Origin of the sequence: Salinibacterium sp. SWN1162, from assembly GCF_015864675.1 — a bacterium.
GTDB lineage: Bacteria > Actinomycetota > Actinomycetes > Actinomycetales > Microbacteriaceae > Rhodoglobus.
This window is the reverse complement of sequence record NZ_JADYWT010000001.1, coordinates 1,139,571-1,151,362: the sequence shown is the minus strand read 5'-3', so window position 1 is coordinate 1,151,362 and position 11,792 is coordinate 1,139,571. Positions and strand designations below refer to the sequence as shown.

Sequence of the window (11,792 nt, the reverse complement as noted above, 5' to 3'; positions counted from 1 at the left end):
CTATGCGTCGTGAGTCTTCTTCTGCATCCGACTCGCTGCAGACCGGCGAGTCTGAGAGCATCCCCGATACGGGGTCATCGAACCACAGCGCTCACGAACAGAGCGCACGCGTGAAGAGGAAATCGACTTAGCCAGCGCGCTTGCGCAGCTTGCGGCGTTCGCGCTCGGAGAGCCCGCCCCAGATTCCGAACCGTTCGTCGTTTTCGAGAGCGTATTCGAGGCACTGGCTGCGCACTTCACACGACGAGCAAATCTTCTTAGCATCACGAGTGGAGCCGCCCTTTTCGGGGAAGAAAGCTTCGGGATCGGTCTGAGCACACAGTGAGTCTGTCTGCCACGAGAGGGCATTGCCGTCTTCGTCAGCGAGAGGCTGACGAACTCCGTGAACTCCTAGCCGAACCGGGTCGACAAACCAGTCGTCGGGAACTCCCGCACGGTAACCGCTGTCGCCCATGTGATCTATCTCCCCTCCGCTTTCAATGCTTCGCATCAAATCGCGTTACATAATTACATCGGTGTAGTTCCCAAGAGTCAAGTCGCAGATCATAATTGCCTCGACCGTGACTTAAGGGTTATGGCGCGCCGTGAGTTAAGTTAAGTCGACAAATCGAGATCATGATCGACCATCGCCGCCACGATCTCGTCGAACTGAACCGTCGGTGTCCAACCTAGGATTCGTTGGGCCTTGCTCGCATCCCCCCGTTGTAGGGCAGCATCACCTGTCCGCAGCAGCGAATCCGCCACCGTCACCCGATCAGCCCAATCATCGACTCCCGCGCGCGTGAAAGCCGCCGCCACAAACTCGCGAACAGAATGCGAGATTCCCGTCGCGATCACAAAATCGTCGGCATCCGGATGCTGCGCCGCTCGAACGAGCGCGTCAGCGTAATCCGGAGCCCAGCCCCAATCGCGGCGAGCATCCAGATTTCCGAGCTCGAGCGTGTCTTGACGCCCTTGAGAGATTCGTGCTGCCGCCGCTGTGATCTTTCGCGTGACGAATGTTTCGGGCCGACGCGGCGACTCATGGTTATACAGAATGAGCGACGAGGCTGCAACGCCCGCTGAGCGGTATGCGCCGACGAGACCATGAGCGTAGGCCTTCGCGGCCCCGTAGGGGCTTGTAGGGCGCACTGGGGTGCTCTCGTCCTGCGGTGAAAGAGCAGGAGTGCCAAAGATTTCTGCGCTCGAGGCTTGAACGAAGCGGATGTCGACATCCCCCTGATCATGAATGGCCTTGACCGCCGCCAACATTTCAGCCACCACCGCGCCGTTGAGCCTCGCTGTCAGTCCAGGATTCTGCCACGACTGATAGACAGAACTCAGCGCTGCCAAGTTGTAAATCTCCCGAGGCTGCAGGTCGGTGATGAGGTCACCGATAGCGCTGTCGGTGCTCAAATCGAGTTCGTGGGCAATCACTCCCGGCGTCACGACTTCAGCGGCATCGCGAGTCACGCCGTGCACTTCATAACCCTGCGCGAGCAAAAGTTCTGCGAGGTAGGAACCGTCTTGACCGGTGACTCCGGTGATCAGTGCGCGAGTCATTCCAGTCCTGCGAGCGCTTTCTGCTCGCTCAGGTCTGCATCGACCATCATCGACACGAGCTCGGGAAACTTGACGCGAGGCTCCCAGCCGAGCTTTTCTTTGGCCTTCGAGGCGTCGCCCACGAGCAGATCGACCTCAGCGGGTCGCATGAACTGTTCGTCGAAGTCGACGTAAGGGGTCCAGTCGTCAATTCCCACGGCCGCAAACGCGTAGTCAAGGAGCACGCGGATGCTCTGAGTCTCGCCCGTGGAGATGACGTAGTCATCGGGCTCATCCTGTTGCAGCATGAGCCACATCGCTTCGACGTAGTCTCCGGCGAAGCCCCAGTCGCGTTGAGCGTCGATATTGCCCAAGGTCAGTTTCTCTTGTAGCCCCAGCGAGATGCGGGCGACGGCACGCGTAACTTTACGCGTCACGAACTCTGGTCCTCGACGCGGTGATTCGTGGTTGAAGAGCACTCCCGACGAGGCGTGCATGCCGTACGACTCGCGGTAGTTGATCGTCATGTAGTGGCCATACACCTTCGCCACGCCGTAGGGCGAGCGTGGCCACAGCAGTGTGTCTTCGTTCTGCGGAACAGTCTGAACTTTGCCGAACATTTCGGAGCTGGATGCTTGGTAGAACCGCACTTGCTGACCGGTGGCCGCGGTGTGTAAGCGCACAGCTTCGAGCGCATTGAGTACGCCCATACCCGTGACCTCGCTCGTGAGGTGAGCGTTCTCCCACGAGTAGGCGACGAACGAGATCGCGCCGAGATTGTAGAACTCGTCGGGTTTGGCGACGCTCATGGCGCGCATGAGGCTCGAGAGATCGGTCAGATCGCCGGTCAAGATTTCGACATCGGGGATCACGCGCTCAAGCAACTCACGCTTGGGATTGTTTTGACCGCGCATGAGGCCGAATACTTTGTAGCCTTTCGAGAGCAAGAGCTCGGCGAGGTAAAGACCGTCTTGACCGGTGATTCCTGTAATGAATGCGCGCTTCATAGTTCTCTCTCTTGCTTGCGGCTCGGTGCGTCTTGGTGCGTCTTGGTTCCGAACCTACACGTCGGCCGGAGCAACGCTACTGGAACTTTCGCACCCCCGCTGAGCCCACCACGGGCGCCGCGCGTTACTGCGTTGACGCCACAAACAACTGACCGGTACCGCGGATGCTCACTGCACCCTCATCGGCTGTGATGAAGATCGACTCGCCCCGCGTCAACGTAACCGCGTGCTCGCCGCTGTCGACCATGAACTCTCCCACCGCGCACAGCACGATCGCAGCGCTGGGAAGCTGAACCTTCGCCGCCTCGTTCACCTCGATGAGCTGGAAGTCACGCACCGGCGGTCGGAATGCCCGCGCCCCCTCGCCGAGTGGCTCTGCACTGAGATAGGGAACGGGGCTCGCCGAGAAATCGAGCACACTCACCAGCTCGGGCACATCGACGTGCTTCGGGGTGAGCCCCCCACGCATCACGTTGTCGGAGGATGCCATGAGCTCAATGCCGAGCCCGCGAACGTAGGCGTGGATGTTGCCCGCGGGCAAAAACAACGCCTCTCCCTTTGCGAGCGTGACGTGGTTCAACATGAGAGAGATCAGCACCCCGGGATCACCGGGGTAGAAGCCCGCGAGCTTACGCACGAGCGCAAACTCCTCGCTTGCGCTGTCTGCTGCGGCGAGCGCCGTGACTCGCTCCACAAGCTCCGGCACCGGCGGCGCGGCGGAAATGAGCCACTCGAACATCGCTCGCAGATCGGAGTCAGCGCGAGCGAATGCCAGCCACTCGGCCAACAGGGCCGGCGTGGGGGCGCCGCTCGCGGCATCCAGTTCGACTAGTCGTTCAATGGATGCCCTGGTCTCGGCCATCGCCCGAAAACCGCACAGCGCCTCAAAGGTGTCGCTGACCGCGAGAATGAGTTCTGGCTTCGCGGAGGCATCTTTGTAGTTGCGGTTACTGGCCGTGAGCGGGATTCCCGCGGCATTCTCGCGGGCAAACCCAGCGGCAGCCTGCTCAGGAGTGGGATGGGCTTGCAGCGAGAGCGGTGCTCCGGCGGCTAATACCTTGAGGAGGAAGGGAAGTCGTTCGACTCCCGCGCCAAGAACCTGCTCGCCGGCGCGCTGGATCCACTCATGCAGATCGCCAGCGTCGCCCGTCGTTGCCGGGTCGAGAATGACACTCGGGCTGCCAGGATGAGCCCCCAACCACAGCTCAGCTTCGGGCTTGCCGGTGGGCGACGTGCCCAGCAACGCTGAGATCTCGCCAGCGGAGCCCCACGCGTAATCCCGCGGGGTATTAGTGATGCCTACAAACATTCAGTCAACTCTTCTCTCAGCGTTAGACCAAAGTACCAACCGTCTAGAAACGACGCGTACTCACGCTTTAGGCTCGCACTGATTTCGATTAGCAATGGAGCGAAAACTATGTCATTTGAGACCCTCAGCAGCGACTTCTACGGCTACGAGAACGCCCTCACCGATCAGGAAAAAGAAACGATCGTGAAGTTGCGTGCGTTCCTCGACAAAGAGGTTCGCCCGATAGCCAACGACCTGTGGGCCAAGGCAGAATTCTTCAACCGGGACGTCGTAGTAAAGGGTCTGGCAGACCTCGGACTGTTCGGACTCCCCTGGGCCGAAACCCAGCACTTTGAAAACTCGGCCGTGTTCCGCGGTTGGGTTGCGCTCGAACTCGCCCGCGTGGATGCCAGTGCCGCCACGCTCGTCGGCATGCAAAACGGACTCGTCATGGGTTCGATCGGTGTCGCCGGCTCTCAAGAGCAGCGCGACGAGTGGCTGCCCAAGTTTGCCTCCGGCGAGCTGCTGGGTGCTTTCGGCCTCACCGAACCGCTCTCCGGCTCCGATACCGCTCAGGGCCTCCAGACCGTCGCCAAGCGCGACGGCGACAACTGGATCATCAACGGCGCTAAGCGTTGGATCGGCAACGGTTCCATCAGCGACGTGACCATCATTTGGGCGCGCGATGAGGAGGATAACCAGGTCAAGGGCTTCATCGTGCCGACCAGCACGCCCGGGTACTCCGCCACTCGCATCGAAAATAAGATGGCGCTGCGCATCGTGCAGAACGCCGACATCGTTCTCGAAAACGTTATTGTTCCCGAAACCAACCGCCTGCAGAAGTCGCAGTCGTTCCGCGAGACCGCTGCTGTGCTGCGCCTCACCCGCGCCGAAGTCGCGTGGGCCGCGGTGGGAAACTCCATCGGAGCCTACGAAGCCGCCGTTCAGTACGCCAACGACCGCATCCAGTTCGGCAAGCCGATCGGTAGCCACCAACTCGTTCAAGAGCACCTTGCGAAGAGCCTCGGAAACATCACCGCCTCCATCGGAATGGTGACCCGCGTCTCTGAGATGCTCGACGAAGGTGTTCAGAAGGATGAGCACGCTGCTCTCGCCAAGGAATACACGACGAGCCGCATGCGCGAGACCGTCGCGTGGTGCCGTGAACTCATGGGGGGCAACGGCATCGTTCTTGACTACGGCGTCATGCGTCACTTCGCGGATGCCGAAGCGATCTACTCCTACGAGGGCACTCGCGAAATGAACACCCTCATCGTTGGACGCGCGATCACAGGTAAGGCTGCATTCGTCTAATCTTGCGACATGCGACTTTTAGCGAGCCCCCGGGCGCGGGCGTGGTTTCTCAGCACGTCGCTACTAGTCATACTCGGCGGCGACGCCTGGCGTTACTCGATTGGGTGGGTAGCTTTCGCCGTGCTTGCGGTGGCGCTCGCAGCGGTTTCGGTTTACGTTCTCATCGCGAATCGAGATCGCTGGAGCATCGGCGGCCTGCCCTACCCGCTCATCGTTTTCATGGTGCTGGCGACGCTCTCATTGGCGTGGTCGTTCTATCCGACCGCTACCGCCCTAGGGCTACTCAATACCTGGCTTACGGTGCTCGGCGCGCTCGCCGTCGCCACCAGCTTCTCGTGGCAAGAGATTCTCGATGCCACGGCACGCGCGCTTCGCATTCTGTTGGTGGTCTCCGTCGCTTTCGAGCTGTTCGTCGCCACGGTCATCCGCCAACCTGTCGTTCCGCTTGCACCCCAACCTGAACTTGCTCTAGTGCCGGGCGGACCAGTTCCGCTGATGCTCCAGTGGTCCCGCAACGTTCTGTTTGACGCTCTCGATGGTGGGCGCATTCAGGGGATCGTCGGTAACGCAAACCACTTGGGCTTTCTCGCGTTACTCGCCCTCATAGTGTTCGCGATTCAGTGGGCTCGTGGCACCCTCACGCGGGGATCGTCACTTGTGTGGCTCGCGCTGGCTGCGCTCACTCTGTTCTTGGCACGCTCCGCTACCGTCACCGTGGCACTGGTAGCCGTGATCGTGACCGCGGTGGCGATCTTGTTCATCCGTTCTCGACACTCGGATCGCGCACGCGCCACGAGCCAGATCGTATTCTTCGCGGCGATCGTGACTGCAACCACGGTTCTCTTCACTTTTCGTGATGTGTTCTTCGGGCTACTCAGCAAGAGTGAAGACCTCACCGGTCGTGCTGAAATTTGGCAGAGCGTCACCGCGCTCGCCCAGCAGCGCCCGGTCTTCGGCTGGGGTTGGGTCAGCGTCTGGATGCCGTGGGCTGAGCCGTTCAGCGGACTGGCGCAGCGCAACGGCGTCGTTCAGGTGCAGGCCCACGACGCCTGGCTCGATGTCTGGCTACAGCTCGGAGTCGTGGGCGTTGCCGCTTTCGCAGCGATCGCGATCACTACCGTTGTGCGCACTTGGTCACTCGCTGTCGACCGCCCCCAGCGACTTCCCGGACAACCGCTCGCGTTCACCGCCGGATCCCTAGCACCGATGCTCGTGATGGTTGCTCTCTTGGTGCAGTCGATCCCCGAAAGCAGGCTCTTAGGCGAGTACGGGCTCTACATTCTCGTCATCATCGCTGTTAAGGCGAAACGCCCCGATTGGTCAGGAACACTTCAGTGATCTCGCGCACTTCACTCAGCAGAGCGGTCGAGATCAGCGCGGCGTTGCTCTCGTCACCCCGTTCTTCTGCCGCTCTCACCACGGCGACCATCGGTACCGCAGTGTTCGCGTTTTTCCTCAGAACCGTGCTCGGTGTTCCCGGATTGCTGGCCGTTCTGGTGACGCTTCTCGTTCTCGTTTCGCTCTCGGCCTGGGCGCAGTGGAAGAACATTGGCTGGCGAGCTCTCGTTCCGCTTTCCCTCATCGTCTTTACCGTGTGGGTCTGGCTTTCTATCGCATGGTCTCAATACCGCCTCGAGACCGCCGCGAGCGCCCTGTACCTCCTGTTGCTCACGCTGTTGGGCATGTATATCGCGTTGGTGAGAGACACCATTCAGATCGTGCGTGCCTTCGGCGACGTCTTTCGCGCCGCACTCGTGGTCTCGCTGGTTTTTGAACTACTTACCGGGCTTATCTTCGATACCTCGCTCGACGCCCTTTCGATCCAAGGAAACTTGGGCACCGGAGAACCCATTCAAGGCGTCTTCGGAACACGTAACCATCTGGGCATGATCGCGCTCATCGCCCTCATCACCTTTGCCATTGAGTACGCGACGAGATCTGTTGAACGCAACCTTGCCGTTGGCTCAATCGTCGCGGCCGTTCTCGTTCTGTTGCTCTCCCAATCGCCGCTCGCCTTGGGCGCCGGGCTGGTCATCGCTGCCGCCACCGCCGCGCTCGTCGCACTGCGTCGGGTGCCGTCGGGGCGACGACGCTACTGGCAGATCTTTCTCATGAGCGTGACAACGGCCATCCTGATCATTAGTTGGGTCTCTCGGACTGCCATCGTCGCCTGGTTCGATGCAAGCGACGAACTCGCGTACCGCCTCGGGGTGTGGCGCCAACTCTGGACTCTTGGCGATACTCATCGCCTCGAAGGGTGGGGCTGGATCGGCCCGTGGGATGCCGGGGTCGTTCCCTATCTCGGATTCGGAGACTTCAGTGTTCGCGTTCCCGACTCTGCCCACAACGCCTATTTAGATGTGTGGTTTCAACTCGGCGTCGTCGGATTCCTGATCTTTGTCGGCCTGCTCGGCCTCGCGTTCACGCGCTCGTGGCTATTAGCTTCTCGACGCCGCAGCATCGTGTTCGCTTGGCCCGCCCTAGTGCTACTCGCCCTCGCTCTTGGGGCGCTTGCGGAGAGTTCGATCCTGACGGACTTCGGCTGGCTCGCGTTCGTGGTGTGTTGCGTGAAAGCGTCCCGAGAACTCAGCTGGCGACGGGCGCTCGACTCCAGCCCATCATCCGGAATCTAGAAGTTAACTCTGAGCCTCAGCGGGCTGCCGGGCCTGCCAAGCAGAGTTCACGATGTCGTCGACGCTGAAACGCGCCGACCAGCCCGCAAATTCTTTGATCGCAGTGACGTCGCCCACGATGGCAGCGGGGTCACCCGCACGGCGAGGCTGCACGTCGGCCGTTAGCGCCGAGCCCGAGACGGCAAGCAACGCGTCAACCATTTGGCGGACGCTCGTGCCCACACCGGTTCCCACATTGAGGATGACGTTGCCCGGCTCTTCCGGCAAGGCGTCGAGGACTGCTAAATGAGCTTCCGCGACGTCGACGACGTGAACATAGTCCCGAACGCACGTTCCGTCAGGGGTGTCGTAGTCATCGCCGAAAATCACCGGGGCGGTGTCGGCCGCGATGTGATCGAGACAAATAGGAATCAGGTTGAGTGCCACTGAGTCTGCAAGCTTCGCGTCTCCCGCTCCACCCACATTGAAATAGCGAAGGCTCGCAGCTCTTAGCGCCCAGGCTTGCGCCGCTGCGCTGAGAATCTGTTCGCCAATAAGTTTGGTTGCCCCGTAGGGGCTGATGGGCTCTGCGGGAGCCGCTTCCGTGATTGCACCGGAGGCGTTACCGTAGACCGCTGCCGACGACGAGAACACGAGCTTGTGAACGCCAGCATTCTCCATTGCCATGACGAGCTTGGCGATCGAGCCCACGTTGTCGGCGTAGTACATCGCTGGCTTTGCCACGGATTCGCCCACTTGCTTGTGCGCTGCGAAGTGGATTACCGCATCGATGGCGTGCTCGCGCAGCGCCGCTTCGACATCCTCAACCGTGGCTGTCGAAAGATTAAGGTTCACCAAGGGCGTGGAGCCAATGCGCTCGATCTTTCCCGAGCCCAGATTATCGAGCACGACGACCTCGTCACCTCGCGCTGCCAACAGTTGAACAGTGTGGGCACCGATATAGCCGGCGCCGCCGGTGACAAGAACTCGCATACGCCTAGTCTAAGAGGCGCAGTTCGTGAGCTTCGCTACCTTGCTGGAAAGCGCACTCGTACCGCCCAACAGCACCACGTCGCGGGCACCGAGATCCTTGATCTGCTGCAGCACTGCCTTAGGAACGCACGTGGTCTGCACGATGTATAGCGGCACCGATTGGGCACCAGCCACCGCCGCACCCGAGAGTGCATCAGGGAAGTTGAAGCCGGATGCGATGTAGACCGTCTCTGCGCTATCGAATGCAGCGTCGTTGATTGCCGCCGACACGATGAAACGGTCTTGACCGCCGATTCGCGTCACGTTGGATGAACCCAACAACGACTTGAGGTTCGATTCGATACCGCTACTGACGGCACCGGACCCGCCCGCGATCGTGACCGACGTGATCCCGAGTCGCTTGAGAAGCGCTGTGGTTTCGGCGTCGAGCTTCGACGACTTGCCCGAAACCAAAATCACGGGGCTTCCGGCGGCGGCCGCTGCGGAGCTCGCCGACAGGGCGTCTGCGAAGGTCGTACCGGTTGCGATGTAGGCCGAGGTTGTCGTTCCCGCGGGGAATGCCGACTCAGCGATCAATCGAGACGATTCATAACGGTCGCCGCCCGAGATCCGTGAGATCTTCGACGCGTAATTCGAGAGGCTGTTGTAGACAGTCTTCGAGATCGCGCCGGTTCCGCCGACGACAACGATTTCTTTGGGCTTCAGGCGCTTGAGCTCGGTGGCAGTGCTCGACGGGATTGCCGACGATGTGACGAGCAGAAGCGGGCCATCGTAGGCAGCGGCAGCAGCCGCGGCGCTGAGAGCGTCGGGAAAGTCCATTCCGGTTGCGACATAGACGCGGTCGATTCCTGCGGTGGAGTATGCCTTCTTCGAGAGTGCCGACGACACGATGAAGCGGTCTTGACCGCTGACGCGCGACACCGACACCGACGGGGTGATGTCTGTCGGGTTGCCGAACCAGGAGTAGTAGTAGTCCCAGAAGTTGCGGTTACCGTACGAAGAGCAGCTGTCGCCAACTCCCCCGAGGTTGGCCAAGGCCGCCGAGTTGGGCAGGTACGGGGTGTAGTTGTAGAGCGCCGCGGTGGCGTAGTTCGAGATCTTTACTGACTTGGTGCCGCATTTGCTGTTGTACGGGTGGTAAGCGATCGTGTGGCTTCCCGGCTGCTTCCCGAAGTTGGCTGCTTTATACGCCTTGAACTGCCGCGTTCCGGTGAAAACCTGGTAGCCAAATCCCTCGTAGTCGGCGGAGCATCCACCGTCATCGGGGCATCCGTAGCCGAGCGCGTTATTAATGTTCCACGAGGTCGGCTTCGAGTTCGTGATCAGACCCTGTTCCTTCTGAAGGGTGGCCAGAATCACTTTTGCGCTGATGCCGCAGGCAACCTGAGCGCGATAGATGATCGTGGAAGCCAATAGGTCTTTGCCGCCCTTGATCTCGTTGCAAATCAGGTTTTTGGTTGTCGACGACACTTCTTTGGGCCGGGTGTCGACATCTTGCCGAAGAGTCTTCAAAACTCCGGTCTTACCGTTCAGGAACGCCTGAATTTGGCTCTCCGTCATCGCGGAACCGTTGTAGAACTCGTCGTCGCTGATGATGTTGCCGGGATCGAATTCGCTGCCGCTGTAGGCAGAGGCAGAGTCAGCAGGCCCCGGCACGACGATGCTGGCAGCCAGAACAGCTACCGCCCCGATCACCGCTGCGGCCCTGAAAACTCCGCTTCGAACAGATGAAAAAGTGTGCATTCTGCAATCCCCCAAGCAAACACGCGTTGTTACAGGATATGTCCAATGTGAAGAATGTGAAGACCCTGTTTGAGTGTCATAGAGCGAGTCGCGCGGTGATCGACCAAAATTGGACTAGTGCAGGAAGGCTTCGAGCAGGGCCGCCGATCGACGACCGTCGTGTACTTCGCGAACGAAATCAGGCCCCACCGCGGCGTGTTTAACAAAACGAACCGGGTCGGAGCACACCTCACGCAGCGTGGCTTCCAGCGTCTCAACCGTAGCTTCAATGACGGGCAATTCACGACCGACCGCATTCTCGACGTGGGCGCGCACATCATCGAACAGATGCGCCACCACAATTCGTCCTGCCGCGAGCGCTTCGACAGCGGTGACGGAGTAGGTACCGATGCGGAACTGCTCGAGAACGATGTCTGCCCCGTGATAAACCGCGGGCATCTCATCCGCCGGAATATCGACCAGTTGCTGGTACTCGATGATCCCCTCCTCATGGAGACGGCGCAGCATCGGTTCGATGAGCTCTGAGCCTTTGATCCACGGATTTGTCGGCGCGTGCACCACGCGAGGTCGCGCCGCCTGCAGCACGGGCTTATCGGTGTGCCAGAGCTCGGGGTCAATCACGACCGGAATCCACTCTGCGGCGGGCCAATCCATGAGCAGATCGGGCGTCGTCACGAATACGGGAGCGGCCGCTCTGGCCAAAACCGAACGGTTGCGCGTCGTCACCGCGCGCAAACGAGCGATCTCAGGATGCCCCTGGTCGTTGAAGGGAGACGCCGGATCTCGTGAGGCGTGCAGGTCAGGGCCGCGCAGGTCTGTTCCGTGGGAGAGCAGGGCAACCGAGACACCGCGGGCACGAAGCGCCGCAATCTCAGCGACGACGTCGCCGCCGAAGAACCCACCAAAGAGGGGAAGCTCGGCTTCGAGGATGACGTGAGTGAAGTTGCGCGAGATGTGCTCGAAGTGCTTGCGCTGCCAGCGCAGCGAGTGTTTGTAGACGCGCTGCGGAACCTGCAGGTCAGCAGGAAAGTTGTACCCGCGCTGGAGAATTCGCTGCATGTTGACCGCGCCAACACCGTCGATGCGCTCCGCCGCTCGCGCTAGGCGAAACCCTTGGGCCGCGAAATTGGCGGGCCCGACGAATAGCCGGATCGGGGTTTCTGGCACAGAACACATTGAGGGAACATCGCGTGAACTGTAGCGAAATTGCGGCGCGTGAAGTCGCGAACTCACCCACTCGGGCAAGTACGATCGCACACTGGTGAGAAGGGGCCGCACCCCTCAATATTGGCACGAGCACCCTCCTCATCTAAA

The 11,792-nt window shown here is 60.6% G+C and carries 10 protein-coding genes; 3 read left to right on the top strand and 7 right to left on the bottom strand.

The features are described 5' to 3' along the window. Positions 1 to 127 precede the first annotated feature (127 nt). The 4 genes from I6E58_RS05385 to manA form a co-directional block, all read right to left on the bottom strand. Positions 128 to 454: a WhiB family transcriptional regulator gene (locus I6E58_RS05385; RefSeq protein ID WP_197131190.1), complete on the bottom strand. Its 327-nt coding sequence runs from the start codon at positions 452 to 454 to the stop codon at positions 128 to 130. A 140-nt stretch (positions 455 to 594) separates the two neighbouring features. Then, the gene (locus I6E58_RS05380) at positions 595 to 1,542 is read right to left on the bottom strand and encodes a GDP-mannose 4,6-dehydratase (RefSeq protein WP_197131187.1); all 948 of its coding nucleotides are present in this window, start codon (positions 1,540 to 1,542) and stop codon (positions 595 to 597) included. Next, complete coding sequence (locus I6E58_RS05375; protein WP_129071934.1) at positions 1,539 to 2,528, bottom strand: GDP-mannose 4,6-dehydratase; 990 nt, start codon at positions 2,526 to 2,528, stop codon at positions 1,539 to 1,541. The genes I6E58_RS05380 and I6E58_RS05375 overlap by 4 nt, the downstream gene beginning before the upstream one ends. Before the next feature lie 124 nt (positions 2,529 to 2,652). After that, the gene (gene manA, locus I6E58_RS05370; protein WP_197131184.1) at positions 2,653 to 3,837 is read right to left on the bottom strand and encodes a mannose-6-phosphate isomerase, class I; all 1,185 of its coding nucleotides are present in this window, start codon (positions 3,835 to 3,837) and stop codon (positions 2,653 to 2,655) included. Positions 3,838 to 3,945: 108 nt separating this feature from the next. On the opposite strand from manA, the gene I6E58_RS05365 reads away from it, so the two are divergent. Genes I6E58_RS05365 through I6E58_RS05355 form a run of 3 tightly spaced genes read left to right on the top strand, consistent with a single transcriptional unit; the run spans position 3,946 to position 7,763 of the window. After that, positions 3,946 to 5,130: an acyl-CoA dehydrogenase family protein gene (locus tag I6E58_RS05365; RefSeq protein WP_197131181.1), complete on the top strand. Its 1,185-nt coding sequence runs from the start codon at positions 3,946 to 3,948 to the stop codon at positions 5,128 to 5,130. A 9-nt stretch (positions 5,131 to 5,139) separates the two neighbouring features. Further along, positions 5,140 to 6,468: an O-antigen ligase gene (locus I6E58_RS05360; RefSeq protein WP_197131178.1), complete on the top strand. Its 1,329-nt coding sequence runs from the start codon at positions 5,140 to 5,142 to the stop codon at positions 6,466 to 6,468. After that, complete coding sequence (locus tag I6E58_RS05355; RefSeq protein WP_246837395.1) at positions 6,465 to 7,763, top strand: O-antigen ligase; 1,299 nt, start codon at positions 6,465 to 6,467, stop codon at positions 7,761 to 7,763. The genes I6E58_RS05360 and I6E58_RS05355 overlap by 4 nt, the downstream gene beginning before the upstream one ends. Before the next feature lie 3 nt (positions 7,764 to 7,766). Here I6E58_RS05355 and galE read toward each other — a convergent pair whose 3' ends face one another. The 3 genes from galE to I6E58_RS05340 form a co-directional block, all read right to left on the bottom strand. Beyond that, positions 7,767 to 8,735: a UDP-glucose 4-epimerase GalE gene (gene galE, locus I6E58_RS05350; RefSeq protein WP_197131175.1), complete on the bottom strand. Its 969-nt coding sequence runs from the start codon at positions 8,733 to 8,735 to the stop codon at positions 7,767 to 7,769. 9 nt (positions 8,736 to 8,744) lie between these two features. After that, complete coding sequence (locus I6E58_RS05345; RefSeq protein ID WP_197131172.1) at positions 8,745 to 10,478, bottom strand: cell wall-binding repeat-containing protein; 1,734 nt, start codon at positions 10,476 to 10,478, stop codon at positions 8,745 to 8,747. A gap of 114 nt (positions 10,479 to 10,592) precedes the next feature. Continuing rightward, positions 10,593 to 11,654: a glycosyltransferase gene (locus I6E58_RS05340; RefSeq protein ID WP_197131169.1), complete on the bottom strand. Its 1,062-nt coding sequence runs from the start codon at positions 11,652 to 11,654 to the stop codon at positions 10,593 to 10,595. Positions 11,655 to 11,792: the final 138 nt, after the last annotated feature.